Here is a 22583-nt window from a genome sequence, read left to right on the forward strand (position 1 = left end):
CCCGGCGTTTGTCACAGGATGCTCAGCTCCCGTACCTCACAGGGTGCGCAGCAGCACCGCCGGCTGTTCCACGCAGTCGGCCACGTACCGCAGGAAGCCGCCCGCCGTGCCGCCGTCGCACACCCGGTGGTCGAAGGTGAGCGAGAGCTGCACGACCTGCCGGACGGCCAGTTCGCCCTCGTGCACCCACGGCTTGGGCACGATGCGTCCGACGCCGAGCATGGCCGCCTCGGGGTGGTTCACGATCGGGGTGGAGCCGTCGACGCCGAAGACCCCGTAGTTGTTCAGCGTGAAGGTGCCGCCGGTGAGTTCCCCGGGCGTCAGCGTGCCCGTGCGGGCGGCCTCGGTGAGCCGGGCGAACTCGGCGGTCAGGGACTCGGCGCCGCGCGCGTGGGCGTCCCGGACGACCGGCACCACCAGTCCCCGGTCGGTCTGCGCGGCGAACCCCAGGTGGACGTGGTCGAGCCGGACCACTTCGCGGGCCTCGGTGTCGACGTAGGAGTTCAGCTCGGGGAACCGGGCCAGCGCGGCGGTGCAGACGCGGGCGAGCAGCGCGAGGAGGGAGATCTTCGGGCCGCCGGAGGCGTTCATCGCGGTCCTGGCGCGCAGGAGTTCGGTCGCGTCGGCGTCGACCCAGCAGGTCGCGTCGGGGATCTCCCGGCGGCTGCGGGACAGCTTGTCGGCGACGGCGCCCCGGACGCCCTTCAGCGGGATCCGGACCGCGCCCTCGGTGCGGGGCGCCGCCGCGGGCGTCGGCACGGCCTGCTCCCCGGCCGCCGCGTCCACGGGTGCGGTCCCGGCCCGCAGCGCGTTCTCGACGTCCGTGCGCAGGATGAGCCCGTCCGGGCCGGATCCGGTCAGCCGCCGCAGGTCGACGCCGTTGTCACGGGCCAGCTTGCGCACGAGCGGGGAGATCACGGGCACCGGCCCGGCGGCGGGCGCCGGCCGCGGTGCGGCTCCGGTGGTCCCGGGCCGTCCGCCGGCGGGCGCGGGTGCAGGCTGCGGTGCGGCCACGCACGCGTGCGGCGCGGCTTCCGCGGGCCCGGGCCCTCCGCCGGCGGAGGCGGGCGGAGGCGTCGGTGCGGCCACCAGCCCGTGGGGAGCGGCTTCGGCGGTGCCGGGCCGCCGGGCCTGCCCGTCGACGGCCGCCGGGCCCGTCCGGACCCGGCGCCGGCGGGCCGCCGGGGCCTGGGTGCCGTAGCCCACCAGGACGTTGCCCGAGCCTTCCGGCCGTTCCTCGGGTCCGCCCACGGCGACCGTCAGCAGCGGGGCGCCCACGGGCAGTTCGGTGCCCTCCTCGCCGAAGCGGGCGGTGACCACCCCGCCGTACGGACAGGGCACCTCGACCATCGCCTTGGCCGTCTCCACCTCGACCACCGGCTGGTCGACGGCGACCACGTCCCCGACCTGGACGAGCCAGCGGACGATCTCCGCCTCGGTGAGCCCCTCACCGAGGTCGGGCAGCCTGAACTCCAGCACCTGAGCCATCAGCCCTCGGCCTCCCACTGCAACCGGGCCACGGTGTCGAGGATGCGGTCGACGCCGGGCAGGTGGTGCCGCTCCAGCATGGGCGGCGGATAGGGGATGTCGAAGCCGGCCACCCGCAGCACCGGTGCCTCCAGGTGGTGGAAGCAGCGTTCGGTGATCCGGGCCGCGATCTCGCCGCCCGGACCGCCGAATCCGGTGGACTCGTGGACGACGACCGCGCGTCCGGTGCGCCGGACGGCCGCGCAGACCGTCTCGTCGTCGAACGGCACCAGGGAGCGCAGGTCGACGACCTCCAGGTCCCAGCCCTCGGCCCGGGCGGCCTCGGCGGCCTCCAGGCAGACCGGCAGCGAGGGGCCGTAGGTGATGAGGGTGGCACTGCGGCCGGGGCGGCGGACCACCGCGCGCCCGATGGGCTCCACGGCCGTCGGCTGCTCGGGGTTCCAGGCGTCCTTCGACCAGTACAGCCGCTTGGGCTCCAGGAAGACCACCGGGTCGTCGGAGGCGATGGCCTGGCGCAGCAGTCCGTAGGCGTCGGCGACGGTGGCCGGGGTGACGACGTGCAGGCCCGGGGTCGCCGTGTAGTAGACCTCGGAGGAGTCGCTGTGGTGCTCCACACCGCCGATGCCGCCGCCGTAGGGGACACGGACGGTGATCGGCAGCGGCATCCGGCCGCGGGTGCGGTTGCGCATCCGGGAGACATGGCTGACGAGCTGCTCGAACGCCGGGTAGGCGAAGGCGTCGAACTGCATCTCCACCACCGGGCGCAGGCCGTACATGGCCATGCCCACGGCGGTCCCGAGGATGCCGGCCTCGGCGAGCGGGGTGTCGGTGCAGCGGTCCTCGCCGAACTCCTTGGCGAGCCCGTCGGTGACGCGGAAGACACCGCCGAGGGTGCCGACGTCCTCGCCCAGGACGTGCACGGCGGGGTCGGCGGCCATGGCGTCGCGCATCGCGCGCGTGAGGGCCTGGGCGAGGGTGGCGGGCTTGGCGGCGACGGTGGTCATCGGGCGCCGCCTTCCGGGGCGCCGGACGCCGCGCCGTGCTGCTCCCGCTCGGCCTCCAGCTCGGCCCGCAGCAGGGCGCGCTGCTCGCGCAGCTGGGGCGTGGGCTCGGCGTAGACGTGGTCGAAGAGGTCCATGGGGTCGAGCACGGCGTCCTGGTTCATGCGTTCCCGCAACGCGGCGGCCATCGCCTCGGCGTCCTGCCGGACGGCCTCGGCAGCGGCCTCGTCCAGCAGGCCCCGCCCGGTCAGCTCGCGTTCCAGCAGCTCGACCGGGTCGTGCGCGCGCCAGGCCGTGACCTCGGCGTCCTCCCGGTAGCGGGTGGCGTCGTCGGCGTTGGTGTGGGCGTCGACGCGGTACGTCACCGCCTCCACCAGGGTCGGGCCGCCCCCGGTGCGCGCGCGCCGCACGGCCTCGCCGACGACCTCGTGCACGGCCACCGCGTCGTTGCCGTCGACCAGCCGGCCCGGCATGCCGTACCCGACGGCCTTGTGGGCCAGGGAGGGCGCGGCGGTCTGCTTGGCGAGCGGCACGGAGATCGCGAAGCCGTTGTTCTGCACCAGGAAGACGACCGGTGCCTGCCAGACGGCGGCGAAGTTCAGCGCCTCGTGGAAGTCGCCCTCGCTGGTGCCGCCGTCGCCGACCATGGCGAGCGCGACCACGTCGTCGCCCTTGAGGCGGGCGGCGTGGGCGAGGCCGACGGCGTGCGGCAACTGGGTGGCGAGCGGGGTGCTGAGCGGGGCCACCCGGTGCGCGTAGGGGTCGTAGCCGCTGTGCCAGTCGCCGCGCAGCAGGGTGAGCGCGTCGACCGGGTCCACGCCCCGGGCGACGACGGCGAGCGTGTCGCGGTAGCTCGGGAAGAGCCAGTCGCGCTCCTCCAGGGCCAGCGCCGCGCCGATCTCGCAGGCCTCCTGGCCGGTGCTGGACGGGTAGACGGCGAGCCGGCCCTGCTTGGTCAGGGCGGTCGCCTGGACGTTGTAGCGGCGACCGCGCACCAGCTGGGCGTACAGCCGGCGGAGCAGGCCGGGGTCGGTCTCGGCGGCCGATCCGGTGCCGAGGACGCGGTAGGGCTCGGCGTCGGGCAGCAGCGGCGCGGGGTCCGTACGGGGCTGCCAGGCGGGCGGCGGCGAAGGCCGGTACGCGCCCCGCTGCTCCAGAACCGTCATGACGGCACCTCCTCGTGGGAGCGGCTACGGAGACGTGTCGGCTGTGACCCGTCCCACCTACCGATTGTTCGGTCGACGGCACATTTTGGCTACAGGCACCTCCATGCTGTGGACAAACGGTTCTCCACAGCCTGGAATGAAGGCAGGACGTCCACGGCGGTGAAGCGGGGGGACATGACGCATGAACAAATGGCCGGGGGGCCGCCGCAGACCGGTGCGCTGCCGCCGCGTCCGCTGGACGCCATCGACCAGGACATCCTGAGGATCCTCCAGGCGGACGGCCGCGCCTCGATACGGTCCGTCGCCGAGCGCGTCCACGTCTCGCGCGCCAACGCCTACGCGCGCATCGACCGGCTCGTCGAGGACGGGGTGATCCGGGGTTTCAGCGCCCGCGTGGACCACGAGCGGGCGGGGCACAGCACGTCCGCCTACATCACCCTGAAGATCGTCCAGAACACCTGGCGCACCGTCCGCGAGCAGCTCAGGGAGCTGCCCGGCGCCTCGCACATCGCCCTGGTGGGCGGCGACTTCGACGTCCTGCTGCTGGTGCACACCCCGGACAACCGGGCCCTGCGCGAACTGGTGCTCACGCGGCTCCAGGCGATTCCCGAGGTGCTCAGCACCCGCACGCTGCTGGTGTTCGAGGAAGAACACCTGGAGCCGGACGGCTGAGACCGCCCCCGGCACCGCCCCGCCGCCCCGGCGGAACCCCCGTCAGCCCTGCCGCAGGCCCGAGAAGACCAGCCGTACGACGGCATCGGCCACCTCCCGGTCGGTCGCGCCCCGCGCGTCCGGCCGGTACCACTCCACGATGGAATTGATCATTCCGAAGAGCAGCCGGGTGGCCAGGCGCGCGTCCATGTCACCGCGCACGTCGCCGTCGTCCGCCGCCGCCTTCATCAGCCCGGCGACCCGGTGGTCGAAGTCGCGGCGCCGCTCCAGCGCCCACCGCTCGGTCTCGGTGTTGCCGCGCACCCGCAGCAGCAGCGTCACGTAGGGCAGCTCGGTTATGAGCACCTCGACCATGCGGCGTACGACGTGCTCCAGCCGGCCGGCGGGCCGCCCCGTGCGCGCCTGCTCCTCGTCCAGGATGGCGAACAGGCCGTCCAGGGCGCGGCTGACGGCCCGGCGCAGCAGCTCCTCCTTGCCGCTGACGTGGTGGTAGATCGACGACTTGGAGATGCCGGCCGCCTTGGACAGGTGCTCCATGGAGGTGCCGTCGTAGCCGCGCTCGTTGAAGACCCGCACGGCGACGGAGAGCAGCGTCTCGGGGGTGTAGGTGTCGCGTCGGGCCGTGGTCATGAGGTGCTCTCCCGCCGGTCGTTGGCATAGGCGTGACGGTAGAGCGCGAGGGAGGGCGCGTAGCGTCCGGAGGGGTCGCGCTCGTGCATCTCGTCCAGGATGTCGAAGGCGAAGTCGCGGCCGAGCCTGCGGTCCCACTCGAAGGGACCGAGCGGGTAGTTGACGCCCAGGCGCATCGCGGTGTCGACGTCCTCCTCGGTGGCCACGCCCTTGGCCACGGCGTCGTGGGCGAGGTCGATGATCCGGGCGACGGTGCGGGCGACGATCATGCCGGGCACGTCGCCGATGACGCTGACCTGCTTGCCGAGCGCCTGGAACAGCCCGACGGCCTCGGCCAGGGTCCGCGGTGCGGTGTCCTGGGAGGCGGACAGGGCGATCCGGGTGGCCGCGCGGTAGTCCAGGGCGAGGTCGAAGTAGACGACGTCCCCGAACTCCGAGGAGGTCTGGCCGTCGGCGAGGACCAGGTCGCCGCCGCTGGGCAGCACCAGGCGGGTGCCGTGGTCCTCCTCCTCCGTGCGGACCTCGATGCCCGCCTCGCGGATCAGCGTCAGCAGCTCGGCGGCCGGGCCCAGGCCGCCCTCGGCGACTACGTAGGCGGGCGGCTGCTCCTTGTCGGCGGTGTGCGGCTCGGGCCGCTCGGCGCCCTCGGCGTGGTCGTACCAGCCGCGTCCGCTCTTGCGGCCGAGCCGACCGGACTCCACCAGCCGGCGCTGGGCCAGCGAAGGGGTGAAGCGCACATCCTGGAAGAAGGACTGCCACACCGAGTGGGTGACGGACTCGTTGACGTCCTGGCCGATCAGGTCGGTCAGTTCGAAGGCGCCCATCCGGAAGCCGCCCGACTCGCGCAGGACGGCGTCGATGGTGGCGGGGTCGGCGGCCTGCGCCTCGTAGACGGCGAACGCCTCGGCGTAGAAGGGGCGGGCGATCCGGTTGACGAGGAAACCCGGCGTGTCGGCGCAGGCCACCGGGGTCTTGCCCCAGGCACGGGCCGTCTCGTACGCGCGCGTGGCCGACGTGAAGTCGGTGGCGAAACCGGAGACGACCTCGACCAGCGGCAGCAGCGGCGCCGGGTTGAAGAAGTGCAGGCCGACGAGGCGGCCCGGGTGGCGCAGGGCGCCGCCGATGGCCGTCACCGACAGCGAGGAGGTGTTGGTGGCCAGCAGGCAGTCCTCGGCGACGATCTCCTCCAGTTCGCCGAAGAGCCGCTGCTTGACGTCCAGCCGCTCCAGGACCGCCTCCGCGACCAGGGCGCAGTCGGCCAGCTCGGCGAGGTCGTCCGCGGGCGTGAGGCGGGCGCGGGCCGCGTCGCGCTCGGCACCGGCGAGCCGGCCCTTCTGCACGAGCCGGTCGAGCCGGGCGCCGATCGCTTCGGCCGCTTCCCGGGCCCGCCCGGGCACGGCGTCGTACAGTCGCACCGGGTGGCCGGCGACCAGCGCGACCTGGGCGATTCCCTGGCCCATGGTGCCGGTTCCGACGACGGCCACGGGGCTGCTGAGGTCGAGTGCTGTCATGGGCGCGATCCTCCCGCACGACGTTTTCCACAGATGCGGCGGACCCCCTTGTCCCGACCGATCGTTCGGTTACTCTAGCTCTGACTGGCAGCCCCTGCCCAGGTCACGGACTCGACGAAGAGCTTCCCAGACGAGGAGTTGGTCCCGCATGGCCGCCGAACTGACCGCCCACGAGCTGATCGAGAAGCACCGGCCCACGCTCGACCAGGCCCTGGAAGCCATCCGCACGCGCGCGTACTGGTCGCCGCACCCCGAGCACCCCAAGGCCTACGGCGAGCACGGCAGCCTGGACGCGGCGGCGGGCAAGGCCGCCTTCGACGCCCTGCTGGGCACCCGGCTCGACCTCGGCCAGCCCGGCACGGACGGCTGGGTGGGCGGCGAGGTCTCGCCGTACGGCGTCGAGCTGGGCGTGACGTACCCGCACGCGGACACCGACGTGCTGCTGCCCGCCATGCGGGCCGGGCAGGCGGCCTGGCGGGACGCGGGCCCGGAGGTCCGCGCCGTGGTCTGCCTGGAGATCCTCAAGCGCATCAGCGACCGGACCCACGAGTTCGCGCACGCGGTCATGCACACCAGCGGACAGGCGTTCATGATGGCGTTCCAGGCGGGCGGCCCGCACGCCCAGGACCGCGGCCTGGAAGCGGTGGCGTACGCGTACGCGGAGCAGGTCCGCACGCCCGACACGGCATCGTGGTCCAAGCCGCAGGGCAAGCGCGACCCGCTCGTCCTCACCAAGCGGTTCACCGCGGTGCCGCGCGGCATCGGCCTGGTGATCGGCTGCAACACCTTCCCGACCTGGAACGGCTACCCGGGCCTGTTCGCCTCCCTGGCCACCGGCAACGCGGTCCTGGTCAAGCCGCACCCGCGCGCGGTGCTGCCGCTCGCGCTGACCGTCCAGGTCGCCCGGGAGGTGCTGGCCGGGGCCGGTTTCGACCCGAACCTGGTGGCCCTGGCCGCCGAGAACCCCGGTGAGGGCATCGCCAAGACCCTCGCCACCCGCCCCGAGATCAGGATCATCGACTACACCGGATCGACGTCCTTCGGCGACTGGCTGGAGACCAACGCCCGCCAGGCGCAGGTCTACACGGAGAAGGCCGGCGTCAACACCGTGGTCGTGCACTCCACGGACGACTACAAGGGCATGCTGTCCAACCTGGCGTTCTCGCTCTCCCTGTACAGCGGCCAGATGTGCACCACCCCGCAGAACCTGCTCATCCCCCGCGACGGCGTCGCCACCGACCAGGGCCCCAAGACCTTCGACGAGGTCACCGCCGACCTCGCCCGCGCGGTCGACGGCCTGCTCGGTGACGACGCGCGCGCGAACGCGCTGCTGGGCGCCATCGTCAACCCGGACGTCAAGGCCCGGCTGGAGGCCGCGGCCGGTCTCGGCGAGGTCGTCCTCGCCTCCCGCGAGCTGACCAACCCGGAGTTCCCGGACGCGGTGGTGCGCACCCCGGTCATCGTCAAGCTGGACGGCGCCAAGCCCGACGCCGAGGCCGCGTACATGAGCGAGTGCTTCGGCCCGGTCTCCTTCGCGGTCGCCGTCGACTCGGTGCCGGACGCGGTGGAGCTGCTGCGCCGCACCATCCGCGAGAAGGGCGCGATGACGGTCGGCGCGTACACCACGGACGCCGCCACCGAGCGGGCCGTCGAGGAGGTCTGCCTGGAGGAGGCGGCCCAGCTCTCCCTCAACCTGACCGGCGGGGTCTACGTCAACCAGACGGCCGCCTTCTCCGACTTCCACGGCTCGGGCGGCAACCCGGCGGCCAACGCGGCCCTCACCGACGGCGCGTTCGTGGCCAGCCGCTTCCGGGTGGTGGAGGTGCGGCGGGAGGGCTAGGTCCTTCGCTTGGATCAGGCCGGATCCAAACGAGAGGCTCTACAGCCTCTCGTCCGGATCGGGTGCGCCCCCGGTCGCGCTCCAGTGGTACAGCGTCATGGCCACGCTGGTGGCCAGGTTGTAGCTGGAGACCTGGGGGCGCATCGGGAGGCGCAGGAGGTGGTCGGCCCGCGCGCGCAGTTCCGGTGACAGGCCGGTGCGTTCCGAGCCGAAGGCCAGTACGGCGTCGTCCGGCAGCCGGGTGCCGCGGATGTCCTCGCCCTCCGGGTCCAGCGCGAACACCGGCCCGGCGGGCAGCTCGCCGCTGTCCAGGCGCTCCACGGCGGTCGCGAAGTGCAGCCCCGCACCGCCGCGCACCACGGTGGGGTGCCAGGGGTCGAGCGTGCCCGTGGTGGCCACTCCCGTCACCCCGAAGCCGGCGGCCAGCCGGATCACGGCACCGGCGTTGCCCAGGTTGCGCGGATTGTCCAGGAGCACGACGGGCGCGGTGCGGGGAGTGCGGACGAGCGCACGCACCCGGGCCTCGCGGGACGGCCGTACCGCCAGGGCGGCCACCCCGGTCGGATGGGGCCGCGGGACGAGGGAGGCGTACGTCTGCGCGGACACTGCCGTCAGCAGGGCGTCCAGCCTGTCGCGCACGTCGGCGGCCAGTTCCCCGGCGAGGGCGAGTGCCGCCTCCCGGTCGGTGGTGACCGCCACCGGCACCTCGGCACCGAAGCGCAGCGCGTGCTTGAGGGCGTGGAAACCGTCGAGCAGGACGGCGCCCTCCGCGCACGCGTGCCAGCGGCTCAGCGGGTCGGTCATGCGGTGAACCCTACGTGGCCGGCCGGGCTCTCCTCCGGCGCGCGCGGCGCCGGTACCGCGCCGCCGGCCCGCCCGACGAGCCGGTCGCGCACACGGGCCACGAGACCGCCGAGCCGGCGCAGGAACGACGTCGGCAGGAACACCGCGTCGGCGGCGATCATCGCCAACGAGAAGAACGGCAGCCCGAGGACGACCGCGATCACCGCGTGCTCGGTCATCATCAGCACCAGCAGGACGTTCTTGACCCGCCGGTTGAACAGGGTGAAGGGGAAGGCGACCTGCATCATGACCGTCCCGTAGGCCACGATCATCATGATCGTGCCGCTGGAGGACATCAGGTCGGCGAGCGCGGGCCAGGGCGAGAAGTAGTCCAGGTGGAGCGGGTAGTAGACGGCGGTGCCGTCCTGCCAGCGCGAGCCCTGGACCTTGTACCAGCCGGCCGTGGCGTAGATCAGGCACGCCTCGGCCATGATCACCACGAGTCCGCAGTTGTGCAGGACGTTGGCGACGACGTCCAGCAGCATCCGGGGCTCCCGCCAGGCCGCCCGGCGTGCCGCGGCCCACCACAGCCCGAGGGCGGCCCAGGCCGTCCACAGCAGCACCGGGACCAGCCAGCCGTGGTCGAACAACCGCCCGGTCAGCGACGCCGTGCCGAGCGCCAGTGCGGACACCGTCCACAGCACGGGTCCCACCCGGTCGGCGGGCATCCGCTCCCCACGCGCGTGCGCCGCCGCCGCGCGCGCCGCGCGGCGGGCGTCGAGCGACCAGACCTGTCCGCAGCGCGTGAACACCAGGTAGAGGGACATCAGATGCAGGACGTTGTCGCCGCCGTCGCCGACGAAGACGCTGCGGTTCTGCAGCGAGAGCACGCCCACCATGAACAGCAGGGAGGCGGTCCGGGTGCGCCAGCCGAGCGCCAGGGCCGCGGCGGCCAGGATGGCCAGCGCGTAACAGCACTCGAACCACAGCGGCCCGTCGGACCACAGCAGCGCGGTGAAGGCGTGATTGTCGGCGGTCAGCTGCTTGGCGAGGTTCCAGCCCCACGGCCCGGAGGGACCGTACAGCTCCCGGCGGTGGGGGAACTCGCGCAGCAGGAACAGCAGCCAGGTCCCGGCGAAGCCGATCCGGACGACGGCGCTCTGGTACGGCCCGAGGGCGGCTCCGGTGACTCGGGCCAGAGCGTGCGACAGCATCGGGGAGAGACGGTTCACCGCACACCTCGCGCGGCCTCGTCGGAGGACGGGGACCACCAGGGCAGCAGGCGGTAGACCGGCTTGTCCGGCACCCGCTCCCGGCTCCACGGCGGCGGCTGCACATTGGTGGTGCTGGAACGGATCTGCACGCGCTGGATCACGCCTTCCCGGCTGGTCGGGTCGTCCCGGTACAGGCGCATCACGACGATCCGCCGCAGGTACTGCTCGGACAGGGAACCGCGCAGGCCCACGGCGCGGTTGTCGGTGCCGTGCGTGGCGGCGAAGAAGTCCCAGGCCCGGCGCAGCTCGTTCTGCTGGGTGTGGCTGGGCACCGGGTTGCCGTCGATGGCGGCGCCGTCCTGGGCGGACAGGTCGGTCCACCCGGTGGTGCGCAGGCCGCCGTCCCGCGCGCGCACCACGGCGCGTACCTGTACGGCGATGTTCTGCTGGAGGGGGTTCGGGGCGAACAGCTTCCAGTTCTGCTCGAACTCCGGGTACACCCAGCGCTCCACCGCCTTGCCGTGCTGCTTGGTCACCGTGTTGGAGGGCGCGAGGCTGAGGAACACCATCAGCAGGTGCACGCCGGTGGCGACGGCGATCACCGCGACCACCAGCGCGGCGCCGACCTGGTAGCCGAGGGAGAGCGCGGCGACACCGGTAGGCGGCGACGGCGCGGCGGCGGACGCCGGAGAGGACTCCGGAGACTCCGGGGACGGGTCCTGAGCGTGGGCGTGGGACGGATCAGGGAACTGGCGGTCCTGGGCCTGGACCCGGAGCGGAGCGGAGGACTCGCCCTGGGTCTGAGCCGGGGACGGAGCAGGGGACTGGTCCTGGTCCGGGAGCGGATCAGCGGGAGACGGACCCTGGGCCGGGAGTGGATCCGGTGACTGGCCCTGGGCCGGGAGTGGATCCGGTGACTGGCCCTGGGCCGGGAGTGGATCCGGTGACTGGCCCGGGGCCCAGCCCGGGCGACGCGACCCGGACGGCCCGCCGGGAGCCCGTGGTTCCCGCGCGTCCTCGTCGTACGCGTCCATCGTGTCCCGTCCCCCGTCTCGGCTCGCGCTCGTTCGGCCCGGTCGTTCCCGCCCGGTGTCGTCCGCCCGGCGTAAGGCGCCGGGCGGGGCAGCTCGCGGCGCGGTTCGGCACAGGCGCCGCAGGCTGCACGAGCGTCACGTGCGGACGCCCGCACGGAACGGTACTCAGCCGGGGGCACCGGGCGCAGCCCCGGGTTGCGGACCGACCGCCTCCCGCGGGTTTTCCACAGGCGGCCCGGGGAGTTTTCCACAGCGGTTGACACCCCGTGGCGGCCCGGCACACCATGGATGCGCACGGACCGAACGATCGGTCGGGTGGAGTGGTACCCGCCGGCGGACGGCGTTCACCGCAGAGCCGAGGACAGGACAGGGGGACCGCATGGCCACAGCAGCCGCGCACCGCACGGCCCGCACAGCGGCGGCCGGCGCGCCGGACACCGTCGACACGACGGCCTACCAGCACGCCTTCGACGCGGCCGTGGCCGCCGAGGACCGCATCGAACCCCGCGACTGGATGCCCGACGCCTACCGCGCGACCCTGGTCCGGCAGATCGCCCAGCACGCGCACTCCGAGATCATCGGTATGCAGCCGGAGGCCAACTGGATCACCCGCGCGCCGTCCCTGCGCCGCAAGGCCATCCTGATGGCCAAGGTGCAGGACGAGGCCGGCCACGGTCTGTACCTGTACAGCGCGGCCGAGACCCTCGGCACCGGCCGCGACGAGCTGCTCGACAAGCTGCACACGGGCCGCCAGAAGTACTCCTCGATCTTCAACTACCCGACGCTGACCTGGGCCGACGTCGGCGCGATCGGCTGGCTGGTGGACGGCGCCGCCATCACCAACCAGGTCCCGCTGTGCCGCTGCTCCTACGGCCCGTACGCCCGCGCGATGGTCCGGATCTGCAAGGAGGAGTCCTTCCACCAGCGCCAGGGGTACGAACTGCTGCTGGCCCTCAGCAAGGGCACCCCGGAGCAGCACGCCATGGCGCAGGACGCGGTGGACCGCTGGTGGTGGCCGTCGCTGATGATGTTCGGCCCGCCCGACGACGAGTCCCAGCACTCGGCGCAGTCGATGGAGTGGAAGATCAAGCGCCACTCCAACGACGAGCTGCGCCAGCGCTTCGTGGACATCTGCGTCCCGCAGGCCGAGTCCCTGGGCCTCACCCTCCCCGACCCGCAGCTGCGGTGGAACGAGGAGCGGGGGCACTACGACTTCGGTCCGATCGACTGGACGGAGTTCTGGGAGGTCCTCAAGGGCAACGGCCCGTGCAACGAACAGCGGATCACCCAGCGCAGGCGGGCCCACGACGAGGGCGCGTGGGTAAGGGAAGCGGCCGCGGCCTACGCGGCCAAGCACACCGGCGGCACCGGTGAGACGGGAGAGACGCGCGCATGAGCACCACCGACTGGCCCCTGTGGGAGGTCTTCGTGCGCTCCCGGCGCGGCCTGTCCCACACCCACGCCGGCAGCCTGCACGCGCCCGACGCCGAGCTGGCCCTGCGCAACGCCCGCGACCTGTACACCCGGCGCGGCGAGGGCGTCTCCCTGTGGGTGGTGCCGGCCGCCGCGATCACCGCTTCCTCGCCGGACGAGAAGGATCCCTTCTTCGAGCCGGCCGCCGACAAGCCCTACCGCCACCCGACCTTCTACGAGATCCCGGAAGGGGTGCAGCACCTGTGACCGCCACCGGCCCCGCCACCGTCCCGGTGACCGCCGCGCTCGCCCTCGGCGACGACGCCCTGGTGCTCTCCCACCGCCTCGGGGAGTGGGCCGGGCACGCGCCCGTCCTGGAGGAGGAGGTCGCCCTCGCCAACATCGCCCTGGACCTGCTCGGCCAGGCCCGGACGCTGCTGTCGCTGGCCGGCGACGAGGACGAACTGGCCTACCTGCGCGAGGAACGCGCCTTCCGCAACCTCCAGCTGGTCGAGCAGCCGAACGGCGACTTCGCGCACACCATCGCCCGCCAGCTGTACTTCTCCGTGTACCAGCACCTGCTGTACGCCGAACTGGCCGGCGGGGACGGACCGTTCGCGCCGCTGGCCGCCAAGGCGGTCAAGGAGGTCGCCTACCACCGCGACCACGCCGAGCAGTGGACGCTGCGGCTCGGCGACGGCACGCAGACCAGCCATGAGCGGATGAGCCGGGCGTGCGCCGCGCTGTGGCGGTTCACCGGAGAGATGTTCCAGCCGGTGGAGGACCTGGGCGTCGACTGGGCGGGCCTGGAGCGGCGCTGGCTGGAGGCCATCGGGGACGTCCTCACCCGTGCCACCCTCGCCCTCCCGGAGGGCCCGCGCACCGGTGCCTGGTCCGCCGGGGCCGGCCGCCAGGGCGTGCACACCGAGTCGTTCGGCCGGATGCTCGCCGAGATGCAGCACCTGCACCGCAGCCATCCGGGGGCGTCATGGTGACCGCCACCGCCCTGGAGGCGGAGCTGCTGGAGCTGGCCGGCGCGGTGCCCGATCCGGAGCTGCCCGTGCTCAGCCTGCGAGAGCTGGGCGTGCTCCGCGCGGTCCGCGTCCACGGCACGGACGCGGCGGAGGTCGAGCTGACCCCGACCTACACCGGATGCCCGGCCATCGAGGCGATGAGCGCCGACATAGAGCGGGTGCTGCGCGCCCACGGCATGCGCGAGGTCACCGTCCGCACGGTACTCGCACCGGCCTGGTCGACCGACGACATCACGCCCGAAGGCCGCGAGAAGCTCCGGGAGTTCGGCATCGCCCCGCCCCGGGTGCACCGCGCCGGCGGTCCGGTGCCGCTGGCCCTGGGCCCCACCCGCACCCATGCCACCGGCACGGAGGACGGCACGGGCGGCGGCACGGATCCCGGGTGGGACCCGATCAGCTGCCCGCACTGCGGTTCGTCCGACACCGAACTGCTGAGCCGGTTCTCCTCCACCGCCTGCAAGGCGCTGCGCCGGTGCCTGGCCTGCCGTGAACCGTTCGACCACTTCAAGGAGTTGTGATGGCGCGCTTCCACCCGCTCCCGGTGGCCGCGGTCGACCGGCTCACGGACGACTCCGTCGCCCTCACCCTCACCGTCCCGCCCGCACTGCGCGCGGAGTACCGGCACGCGCCCGGCCAGCACCTCGCGCTGCGCCGCCGGATCGACGGCACGGAGATCCGGCGCACCTACTCCATCTGCTCGCCCGCGCCCGACCCGGCCGGCGAGGGCCCGGCCACGCTGCGGGTGGGGGTGCGGCTGGTGGAGGGCGGGGCCTTCTCGGCGTACGCGCTGAAGGAGATCGGCATCGGGGACGAGCTGGAGGTGATGACCCCGGCGGGCCGGTTCACGCTGGAGCCGGCGCCGGGGCTGTACGCGGCGGTGGTCGGCGGCAGCGGCATCACCCCGGTGCTGTCCATCGTCACCACCCTGCTGGCCCGCGAGCCGGCGGCCCGGTTCTGCCTGATACGCAGCGACCGTACGGCCGCCTCGACGATGTTCCTGGAGGAGGTCGCCGATCTGAAGGACCGCTATCCGCAGCGGTTCCAGCTGGTGACCGTGCTCTCCCGGGAAGAGCAGCAGGCGGGACTGCCCTCGGGCCGGCTCGACCGGGAGCGGCTGGCCGGGCTGCTGCCCGCGCTGCTGCCGGTGGAGCGGGTGGCGGGCTGGTTCCTGTGCGGGCCGTACGGGCTGGTGGAGGGCGCCGAGCGGGCACTGCGCGGTCTGGGCGTGGCACGGGACCGGATCCATCAGGAGATCTTCCATGTGGACGCGGGATCGGCCCCGGCGGTCACGGCGACGGCTCCCTCGCACAGCACCGTCACCGCGCGCCTCGACGGCCGCGGCGGCACCTGGCCGGTGCGGGAGGGCGAGTCGCTGCTGGAGACGGTGCTGCGCAACCGGCCCGACGCCCCCTACGCCTGCAAGGGCGGGGTGTGCGGGACGTGCCGGGCCTTCCTGGTCGGGGGCGAGGTGCGCATGGACCGTAACTTCGCGCTGGAGACGGAGGAGACGGAGGCCGGGTATGTGCTGGCCTGCCAGTCGCATCCGCTGACGGAACGGGTGGAACTGGACTTCGACCGCTGACGCACCGGCCCCTCCTCCGGGACACCTGGGACGACGACCGCTTGGCGCGGCCGGGCCCGCCCGGGTACTGGACCCGGGCGCCCGACCTGGATGCCTGACCCGGGCGCCTGACCGGCTGTCCGAGCCGTGTGTCCGAGTCGACCGGGTGCCTGCCCCGGGTGTTCAGAGGACGAAGCCGGGCTGGTCTTCGTCGGTGACGACCGGGCGACCGGTCTGCTGCCAGTACTGCATGCCGCCGTCGACGTTCACCGCGTCGATGCCCTGCTGGACCAGGTACATGGTGACCTGGGCCGAGCGGCCGCCCGAGCGGCAGATGACGTGGACGCGGCCGTCCTGCGGGGCGGCCTCGGTCAGCTCGCCGTAGCGGGCCACGAAATCGCTGAGGGGAATATGCAGCGCTCCCCGGGCGTGACCCGCCCGCCACTCGTCGTCCTCGCGGACGTCCAGCAGGAAGGCATCGTCCTTGAGGTCAGTGACCTGGACCGTGGGCACACCGGCTCCGAAGTTCATGGCTCCGACGCTACCCGAAACCCCGGCCGGTCAGCCCTGTCCCAGCAGACCGGCCAGCTCGGCCTCCCGCTGGGCGATGTCGGCGCGCAGCCGGTCGGCGATCTCGTCGAGCAGCCTGTCGGGGTCGTCCGGGGAGAGCCGGAGCAGACCGGCGATGGCGCCCTCCTCCAGTTCGCGGGCGACCAGCGCGATCAGTTCCTTGCGCTGGGCGAGCCATTCGAGGCGGGCGTACAGCTCCTCGGCGGGGCTCGGGCGGCGCTCGGGCGGTACGGGTCCCGCGGCCCACTCCGCGGCCAGCTCCCGCAGCAGGGACTCGTCGCCGCGCGCGTAGGCGGTGTTGACCCGGCTGAGGAACTCCTCGCGCCGCTTGCGCTCCTCTTCCTCCTGGGCCAGGTCGGGGTGGGCCTTGCGGGCGAGGTCCCGGTACAGCTTGCGGGCCTCCTCGCTGGGCCGCACCCGCTGCGGCGGCCGCACCGGCTGGTCCGTGAGCATGGCGGTGGCCTCCGGGAACAGGCCGTCACCGTCCATCCAGCCGTGCAGCAGCTCCTCCACGCCCGGCAGCGGCAGCACCCGGGCGCGGGCCTCGGCGGCGCGGCGGGCGTCCTCGGGGTCGCCGGTGCGGGCGGCCCGTGCCTCGGCGATCTCCGCGTCCAGCTCCTCGATCCGCAGGTAGAGCGGGCCGAGCCGTTGTTCGTGCAGGCGGGAGAAGTTCTCGACCTCGACGCGGAAGGTCTCCACGGCGATCTCGTACTCGATCAGCGCCTGTTCGGCGGCCCGGACGGCCCGTTCCAGCCGTTCCTCGGGACGCGGCGCCTGGGACTGGCCGGCTTCGGGGGTGGTCACCCGCTCAGCGTAGCGCTGTACCCGGGGCGGGACCGGCCGGTGCCGCGCCGTGGCGGCCCGGACCGCTTCCCGCCGCGGCCGGACCGCCCGCTCCCCGGCCCCGCCGGGAGCCGCGCACAGCCGTGGCGTACAGCCGCGCACACGCCGTCACTCCCCTCACTCGTCCTCACACGCCCTCGAGCGACCCTCACACGCCCGTCTCCGCCGCGATGCGGCCCGTGCGGATGCCCGTGAGGAGGTCGGTGTGGTCGGCCTCGGTGCGGTCGGCGTAGGCGACGGCGAACGCGGCGACCGCCTCGTCCAGTTCCTCGTTCTTTCCGCAGTACCCGGCGATCAGCCGCGGGTCGGCGCTGTGGGAGTGGGCGCGGGCCAGCAGGGCGCCGGTCATCCGGCCGTAGTCGTCGAGCTGGTCGGCGGCGAGGGCGGCCGGGTCGACGCTGCCCTTGCGGTTGCGGAACTGGCGCACCTGGTAGGGGCGCCCGTCGACCGTGGTCCAGCCGAGCAGGATGTCGCTGACGACCTGCATCCGCCGCTGGCCGAGGACCACCCGGCGGCCCTCGTGCGCGACCGGGCCGGCCGGGAAGCCGGCCGTGGCCAGGTGCGGGAGGAGCGCGGACGGGCGCGCCTCCTTCACCTGGAGGACCAGGGGTTCGCCGCGGTGGTCGAGCAGCAGGACGACGTAGGAGCGGGTGCCGACGCTGCCGGTGCCGACCACGCGGAAGGCCACGTCGTGCACGGCGTGCCGGGCGAGCAGCGGATGACGGTCCTCGCCGAGCGTGCCGAGGTACTCCTCCAGGGACGCGGCGACCGCGGCGGCCTCGCCGTCCGGGATGGCGCGCAGCACCGGCGGCGCGGGGACGAACCGGCGTCCGCCGTCCGCGAGGGTCTCGGTCGACCTGGCCGCGAACCGGCCGCTGGTGTTGGCCCGGGCCTTCTCCGACACCCGCTGGAGCGTGCCGAGCAGATCGTGGGCGTCGGTGTGGGAGACGAGTTCCTCGTCGGCGATGGCGTTCCAGGCGTCGAACACGGGCAGCCGGGCGAGCAGCCGCATGGTGCGGCGGTAGGCGCCGGCCGCGTCGTGGGCCGCCGCGCGGCAGGTGTCCTCGTCGGCGCCCGCCTCCCGGCCGGCCAGCACCAGCGAGGCCGCGAGCCGCTTCAGGTCCCACTCCCAGGGCCCGTGGACGGTCTCGTCGAAGTCGTTGAGGTCGATGACGAGGCCGCCGCGTGCGTCGCCGTACAGGCCGAAGTTGGCCGCGTGCGCGTCGCCGCATATCTGGGTGCCGATCCCGGTGACCGGGGTGCGGGCGAGGTCGTATGCCATGAGTCCGGCCGAGCCGCGCAGGAACGCGAACGGGCCGGCCGCCATCCGGCCCACGCGCAGCGGGACCAGCTCGGGTATGCGGCCGGCGCTGGACTCCCGCACCGCGCCGACCGCGTCGGGACGGCCGGCGTCCGGGTCGAACACGCCGTGGGCGGAGCGGGGCACAACGGCTCGCAGCGCCTTGCCCTCCCGCTTCGGCGAAGCCACCGAGCCCACCGAGCCCGCAGAACCCACCGAACCGGCAGAACCCACCGAACCCGCAGAACCGTCCGAACCCGCAGAACCCGCAGAACCCGCAGAACCCTCGGAGCCCTCGGAGTCCGCAGAACCGTCCGGCCCCGCCGAGCCCTCCGGCGGCCAGGGCGCGAATCCGCGCACCCGGGGCAGTCGGCGCGCACTCCGTACCGCCGTCTGTCCTGCCGCCGCCGCTTCCCCACCGGTTCCGGTCATGTGACCGCCTCCCCCGCGCTCACCGCCCACCTTCGAACAGGTGTCGGCACGAACAACTCGCGGGAGACGGTACAGCGGGGTGCCGTGAGATAGGTCACGGGGTCCGGGCCGATCCCGTCGGCATCTGGGACCACGCGCAGTCGCGCCCGCGTCGTACCCCGACGAATTCCGACGTATTCCGTGGAGCTGCATCGCGGCCCGCGGAAGCCCCGTGGGGATACCAGGGAGAGAAACGAGAAACGGGCCCCCGCCGTGACTTTCGTCACTGCGGAGACCCGTGTCTCACTGTGCGCGAGGGGGGAGTTGAACCCCCACGCCCTTTCGGGCACTGGAACCTGAATCCAGCGCGTCTGCCTATTCCGCCACCCGCGCATTGGGTGTGTCTTCCGGGTCCTTCCCTTTCGGGCTGGCCCCTTCCGACATCGAGAACATTAGCACGTCGCAGGGGGTGGATTCACCTCGCTTGCCGAGCGCCCGCTCACACCCGCCGCGCCCCCGCCCGCACCCGTCTTTCCCTCGCCGCGCCCCTGCCCGCGCCCGGCGCTCCGTCCGGCCGACCGCGTATCAAGGAGACACGGTTCACGTATCAACCTCGTACCGGTCCCGGCCATCTCCCCCGGAGGCGGGCCGGCCGCACAGCCGGGTGCGGGACACTGGTCTTCTCCCGCCTCTACGATCCATGGCAGCGGGACGCGCGCCAGGAGTTCGAAGGGGAGCCGCTGGGGGAACCGGCTGATTGGCGGGCGCGTAGATACGATCAGTGAGCAGTACCAGCAGTACCCGGCAAGGCAGCGGCACACAGCAGGCAAGACGACGGCAGGGACGGAGGAGGTGCCCCATGGGAGTCCTGAAGAAGTTCGAGCAGCGTCTCGAAGGTCTGGTGAACGGCACCTTCGCCAAGGTCTTCAAGTCCGAGGTCCAGCCCGTGGAGATCGCCGGTGCGCTCCAGCGGGAGTGCGACAACAACGCCACCATCTGGAACCGCGACCGCACCGTCGTGCCCAACGACTTCATCGTGGAGCTGAGCGCGCCGGACTACGAGCGCCTCAGCCCCTACTCCGGGCAGCTCGGCGACGAGCTGGCCGGCATGGTGCGCGACTACGCCAAGCAGCAGCGCTACACCTTCATGGGCCCGATCAAGGTCCACCTGGAGAAGGCCGAGGACCTGGACACCGGCCTGTACCGGGTGCGCTCGCGCACCCTCGCCTCCTCCAGCAGCCAGCAGCCGGCAGCGCAGCCGCCGTCTGCCGGCGGCCGCCCGGCACCGGGCGCCCCGAGCGGTTACGGCTATCCGCCGGCCGCTCCCGCGGGTGCCCCGCCGATGCCGGCCGCGCCGCCGCCCGGCGCCCGCCCCGGCGGGTACGGCTATCCGCAGCCGGCCACCCAGCGGCCCGCCGCGCCGCCGATGAGCGGCGCGCGCACCCGCTACTGGATCGAGATCAACGGCACCCGCCACCAGATCTCCCGCCCGACGCTGGTGCTGGGCCGCAGCACCGACGCCGACGTGCGGATCGACGACCCCGGCGTCTCCCGCCGGCACTGCGAGATCCGGACCGGAACGCCCTCGACGATCCAGGATCTCGGCTCCACCAACGGCATCGTGGTGGACGGGCAGCACACCACCCGCGCTACGCTCCGCGACGGCTCGCGGATCGTCGTGGGCAGCACCACCGTTATCTATAGGCAAGCCGAAGGGTGAAGCGGGGGCAATGTCAGAGCTGACCCTCACGGTCATGCGGCTGGGTTTCCTGGCCGTACTGTGGCTGTTCGTGATCGTGGCCGTGCAGGTCATCCGGAGCGACCTGTTCGGTACGCGCGTCACCCAGCGCGGATCGCGTAGGGAAGCGGCCCGGCCGCAGCCGTCCGGCCGGCAGGCGGCCCGGCAGCAGGCCGCGCCGCCGCAGCAGCGCGGCCAGCAGGGCGGCGGCGGCCGCCGCGGCCGCAACGCCCCCAGCAAGCTGGTCGTGACCGAGGGCACGCTGACGGGCACCACCGTCGCGCTCCAGGGCCAGACCATCACCCTGGGCCGGGCGCACGACTCCACGATCGTGCTGGACGACGACTACGCCTCCAGCCGTCATGCCAGGATCTACCCGGACCGCGACGGCCAGTGGATCATCGAGGACCTCGGATCCACCAACGGCACGTACCTGGACCGGTCCCGGCTGACGACCCCCACACCGATCCCGCTGGGCGCGCCGATCCGCATCGGCAAGACCGCAATCGAGCTGCGGAAGTAGTGCTACATCATGAGTAAGCGCGAGCGGAGCGAGCACGCAGCGGCAGGCCGCCACCCGGTCTCCGGCGCGCTCCCGACCGGAGGGTGGGCAGTGTGGCTCGACACGACCGGCTGCATTCGGAGCCGACGGGCGAGGTGCGCATGAGTCTGTCACTGCGCTTTGCCGCCGGATCGCACGAGGGCATGATCCGCGGGCACAACGAGGACTCGGGCTACGCCGGCCCGCGCCTGCTGGCGATCGCCGACGGCATGGGCGGCCAGGCGGCCGGCGAGGTCGCCTCCTCCGAGGTGATCTCCACCATCGTGGCGCTCGACGACGACGTGCCCGGCTCCGACATCCTCACCTCCCTCGGTGTCGCCGTGCAGCGCGCCAACGACCAGCTGCGCGCCATGGTCCAGGAGGACCCGCAGCTGGAGGGCATGGGCACCACCCTCACCGCCCTGCTGTGGACCGGCCAGCGGCTCGGTCTCGTGCACGTCGGCGACTCGCGCGCCTATCTGCTGCGGGACGGCGTCCTCACCCAGATCACCCAGGACCACACCTGGGTGCAGCGGCTGGTCGACGAGGGCCGGATCACCGAGGAAGAGGCCACCACCCACCCGCAGCGCTCCCTGCTGATGCGCGCCCTCGGCAGCGGCGAGCACGTCGAGCCCGATCTGTCGATCCGCGAGGTCCGCGCCGGCGACCGCTATCTGATCTGTTCCGACGGCCTGTCCGGCGTGGTCTCCCACCAGACGATGGAGGAGACCCTCGCCAGCTACCAGGGCCCGCAGGAGACCGTGCAGGAGCTGATCCAGCTCGCGCTGCGCGGCGGCGGCCCCGACAACATCACCGTGATCGTCGCCGACGTGCTGGACCTGGACCAGGGCGACACGCTCGCCGGCCAGCTGTCCGACCAGCCGGTCGTGGTCGGCGCGGTCGCCGAGAACCAGCACCACCTGAACGACAACGGCATCATGCAGACGCCGGCCGGACGCGCCTCCCACCTGGGGCGCCAGGGCCAGGGGCACGGCGGCGGCGAGTTCGGCCCGCCCGGCTCCGGAGAGGCCGGCTACGCCCCGGAGGGCGGCTTCGGCGACTACGACGGCGACTTCGGCAAGCCGCGCGGCCGGCGCAGATGGCTGAAGACCTCGCTCTACGGCGCCCTCGCCCTCGCCGTCGTCGGCGGCGGCCTGTACGGCGGCTACCGCTGGACGCAGACGCAGTACTACGTCGGCACCAAGGGCGAGCACGTCGCGCTGTACCGCGGGATCAGCCAGGACCTGGCCTGGGTGTCGCTGTCGAAGGTGGAGCGGGACCACCCCGAGATCGAACTCAAGTACCTGCCGCCGTACCAGCAGAAGCAGGTGAAGGCCACGATCGCGGAAGGCGGCCTGGAGTCGGCCCGGACGAAGGTCCAGGAGCTGTCCGTGCAGGCCTCCGCCTGCCGCAAGCAGGCCGACCGCGAGGCCGCCGAGGAGGCCGCGCGCGCGAACGCCGGCGCCGGCAAGCCCAAGCCGGGCGGCACCACCGGAACCGGCGGCACCGCCGGCACGGGCGGCACCACCGGCACAGGTGGCACCACCGGTGCCGGCACCGCCACCGGGACGGGCGTCGCGGGCACGGCCACGCACACCGCGTTCACCGGCACCGGCACCTCGCTGACCTCCGCCGTCACGGCCTCCCTCGTCACGAAGGCCACCCCGGCCCCGAACCCGTCGGCCTCGAAGACGTCCCCGGCGTCCCCTTCGAAGCCTCCGTCCACGACCCCGTCCGCGACCCCCAGCCCCGGCCCCACTCTCTCGGAGGATGAGCAGAAGGTCGTCTCGCTGTGCGGTAAGCAGTAGGCAAGCCGTGAGAGGCCCCGTCACA

At 73.2% G+C, this 22583-nt stretch carries 22 protein-coding genes and 1 tRNA gene; 11 read left to right on the forward strand and 12 right to left on the reverse strand.

The features are described 5' to 3' along the window. Nucleotides 1–36 precede the first annotated feature (36 nt). The 3 genes from ACH4OA_RS07740 to pdhA are packed head-to-tail and all read right to left on the reverse strand — an operon-like array spanning nt 37 to nt 3655. Nucleotides 37–1488, reverse strand: a complete 1452-nt coding sequence (locus tag ACH4OA_RS07740) for a dihydrolipoamide acetyltransferase family protein (protein ID WP_397968116.1) — start codon at nt 1486–1488, stop codon at nt 37–39. Then, complete coding sequence (locus ACH4OA_RS07745; protein ID WP_397968118.1) at nt 1488–2492, reverse strand: alpha-ketoacid dehydrogenase subunit beta; 1005 nt, start codon at nt 2490–2492, stop codon at nt 1488–1490. The genes ACH4OA_RS07740 and ACH4OA_RS07745 overlap by 1 nt, the downstream gene beginning before the upstream one ends. Beyond that, entirely contained in the window at nt 2489–3655 is a 1167-nt protein-coding gene (pdhA, locus tag ACH4OA_RS07750) for a pyruvate dehydrogenase (acetyl-transferring) E1 component subunit alpha (protein WP_397936452.1), read from the reverse strand. The genes ACH4OA_RS07745 and pdhA overlap by 4 nt, the downstream gene beginning before the upstream one ends. 174 nt (nt 3656–3829) lie before the next feature. Between pdhA and ACH4OA_RS07755 the strand changes: the two genes are divergently transcribed. Further along, nucleotides 3830–4327, forward strand: a complete 498-nt coding sequence (locus tag ACH4OA_RS07755; RefSeq protein WP_397968120.1) for an Lrp/AsnC family transcriptional regulator — start codon at nt 3830–3832, stop codon at nt 4325–4327. Between the two features lie 42 nt (nt 4328–4369). Here the strand turns inward: ACH4OA_RS07755 and ACH4OA_RS07760 are convergent, their stop codons facing one another. Further along, nucleotides 4370–4957: a TetR/AcrR family transcriptional regulator gene (locus ACH4OA_RS07760; RefSeq protein ID WP_365883410.1), complete on the reverse strand. Its 588-nt coding sequence runs from the start codon at nt 4955–4957 to the stop codon at nt 4370–4372. Further along, nucleotides 4954–6468 carry a 3-hydroxyacyl-CoA dehydrogenase gene (locus ACH4OA_RS07765; protein WP_397936455.1) on the reverse strand — a complete coding sequence of 505 codons (1515 nt, stop codon included), beginning with the start codon at nt 6466–6468 and terminating at the stop codon, nt 4954–4956. Before ACH4OA_RS07765 ends, ACH4OA_RS07760 begins: the two co-directional genes overlap by 4 nt. Before the next feature lie 148 nt (nt 6469–6616). Between ACH4OA_RS07765 and paaN the strand changes: the two genes are divergently transcribed. Further along, on the forward strand, nt 6617–8308 hold the full coding sequence (paaN, locus tag ACH4OA_RS07770) for a phenylacetic acid degradation protein PaaN (RefSeq protein WP_397968122.1): 1692 nt from the start codon (nt 6617–6619) through the stop codon (nt 8306–8308). A 39-nt stretch (nt 8309–8347) separates the two neighbouring features. Here the strand turns inward: paaN and ACH4OA_RS07775 are convergent, their stop codons facing one another. Genes ACH4OA_RS07775 through ACH4OA_RS07785 form a run of 3 tightly spaced genes read right to left on the reverse strand, consistent with a single transcriptional unit; the run spans nt 8348 to nt 10907 of the window. Further along, nucleotides 8348–9112 (reverse strand): TrmH family RNA methyltransferase, encoded by a 765-nt coding sequence (locus ACH4OA_RS07775; RefSeq protein ID WP_365884069.1) that lies wholly within the window; start codon nt 9110–9112, stop codon nt 8348–8350. Further along, a complete protein-coding gene (locus ACH4OA_RS07780; RefSeq protein WP_397968124.1) occupies nt 9109–10323 on the reverse strand; it encodes an HTTM domain-containing protein in 1215 nt (404 codons plus the stop codon). Before ACH4OA_RS07780 ends, ACH4OA_RS07775 begins: the two co-directional genes overlap by 4 nt. Continuing rightward, on the reverse strand, nt 10320–10907 hold the full coding sequence (locus ACH4OA_RS07785) for a DUF5819 family protein (RefSeq protein WP_397968127.1): 588 nt from the start codon (nt 10905–10907) through the stop codon (nt 10320–10322). Before ACH4OA_RS07785 ends, ACH4OA_RS07780 begins: the two co-directional genes overlap by 4 nt. 129 nt (nt 10908–11036) lie before the next feature. On the opposite strand from ACH4OA_RS07785, the gene ACH4OA_RS07790 reads away from it, so the two are divergent. The 6 genes from ACH4OA_RS07790 to ACH4OA_RS07815 all read left to right on the forward strand — a co-directional run bounded on the left by ACH4OA_RS07790 (nt 11037) and on the right by ACH4OA_RS07815 (nt 15368). Next, nucleotides 11037–11192 carry a hypothetical protein gene (locus ACH4OA_RS07790; RefSeq protein ID WP_397968129.1) on the forward strand — a complete coding sequence of 52 codons (156 nt, stop codon included), beginning with the start codon at nt 11037–11039 and terminating at the stop codon, nt 11190–11192. 526 nt (nt 11193–11718) lie between these two features. Continuing rightward, on the forward strand, nt 11719–12735 hold the full coding sequence (gene paaA, locus ACH4OA_RS07795) for a 1,2-phenylacetyl-CoA epoxidase subunit PaaA (protein WP_397945957.1): 1017 nt from the start codon (nt 11719–11721) through the stop codon (nt 12733–12735). Continuing rightward, nucleotides 12732–13019: a 1,2-phenylacetyl-CoA epoxidase subunit PaaB gene (gene paaB / locus ACH4OA_RS07800; protein WP_365872870.1), complete on the forward strand. Its 288-nt coding sequence runs from the start codon at nt 12732–12734 to the stop codon at nt 13017–13019. Before paaA ends, paaB begins: the two co-directional genes overlap by 4 nt. Continuing rightward, nucleotides 13016–13747, forward strand: coding sequence for a 1,2-phenylacetyl-CoA epoxidase subunit PaaC (gene paaC / locus ACH4OA_RS07805; protein ID WP_397968132.1), 732 nt, complete (start codon nt 13016–13018; stop codon nt 13745–13747). The genes paaB and paaC overlap by 4 nt, the downstream gene beginning before the upstream one ends. Then, a complete protein-coding gene (paaD, locus tag ACH4OA_RS07810; protein WP_397968134.1) occupies nt 13741–14304 on the forward strand; it encodes a 1,2-phenylacetyl-CoA epoxidase subunit PaaD in 564 nt (187 codons plus the stop codon). The genes paaC and paaD overlap by 7 nt, the downstream gene beginning before the upstream one ends. Further along, complete coding sequence (locus ACH4OA_RS07815) at nt 14304–15368, forward strand: 2Fe-2S iron-sulfur cluster-binding protein (RefSeq protein ID WP_397968137.1); 1065 nt, start codon at nt 14304–14306, stop codon at nt 15366–15368. Before paaD ends, ACH4OA_RS07815 begins: the two co-directional genes overlap by 1 nt. 162 nt (nt 15369–15530) lie before the next feature. On the opposite strand, the gene ACH4OA_RS07820 is transcribed toward ACH4OA_RS07815, so the two are convergent. The 4 genes from ACH4OA_RS07820 to ACH4OA_RS07835 all read right to left on the reverse strand — a co-directional run bounded on the left by ACH4OA_RS07820 (nt 15531) and on the right by ACH4OA_RS07835 (nt 18864). Further along, complete coding sequence (locus ACH4OA_RS07820) at nt 15531–15860, reverse strand: rhodanese-like domain-containing protein (protein ID WP_365872880.1); 330 nt, start codon at nt 15858–15860, stop codon at nt 15531–15533. A 48-nt stretch (nt 15861–15908) separates the two neighbouring features. Continuing rightward, nucleotides 15909–16721 (reverse strand): hypothetical protein, encoded by an 813-nt coding sequence (locus ACH4OA_RS07825; protein WP_365872862.1) that lies wholly within the window; start codon nt 16719–16721, stop codon nt 15909–15911. A 187-nt stretch (nt 16722–16908) separates the two neighbouring features. Next, nucleotides 16909–18249, reverse strand: a complete 1341-nt coding sequence (locus ACH4OA_RS07830) for a DUF2252 domain-containing protein (protein ID WP_397936469.1) — start codon at nt 18247–18249, stop codon at nt 16909–16911. 531 nt (nt 18250–18780) lie between these two features. Next, nucleotides 18781–18864 (reverse strand) — tRNA-Leu (locus ACH4OA_RS07835). 466 nt (nt 18865–19330) lie between these two features. Here ACH4OA_RS07835 and ACH4OA_RS07840 point away from each other — a divergent pair. The 3 genes from ACH4OA_RS07840 to ACH4OA_RS07850 all read left to right on the forward strand — a co-directional run bounded on the left by ACH4OA_RS07840 (nt 19331) and on the right by ACH4OA_RS07850 (nt 22558). Continuing rightward, the gene (locus tag ACH4OA_RS07840) at nt 19331–20191 is read left to right on the forward strand and encodes an FhaA domain-containing protein (RefSeq protein WP_397936470.1); all 861 of its coding nucleotides are present in this window, start codon (nt 19331–19333) and stop codon (nt 20189–20191) included. Nucleotides 20192–20201: 10 nt separating this feature from the next. Then, complete coding sequence (locus tag ACH4OA_RS07845) at nt 20202–20732, forward strand: FHA domain-containing protein (protein ID WP_365872856.1); 531 nt, start codon at nt 20202–20204, stop codon at nt 20730–20732. A 140-nt stretch (nt 20733–20872) separates the two neighbouring features. Continuing rightward, the gene (locus tag ACH4OA_RS07850; RefSeq protein WP_397968140.1) at nt 20873–22558 is read left to right on the forward strand and encodes a Stp1/IreP family PP2C-type Ser/Thr phosphatase; all 1686 of its coding nucleotides are present in this window, start codon (nt 20873–20875) and stop codon (nt 22556–22558) included. Nucleotides 22559–22583: the final 25 nt, after the last annotated feature.

This window comes from Streptomyces sp. NPDC017095 (assembly GCF_044332325.1).
Taxonomy (GTDB): domain Bacteria; phylum Actinomycetota; class Actinomycetes; order Streptomycetales; family Streptomycetaceae; genus Streptomyces.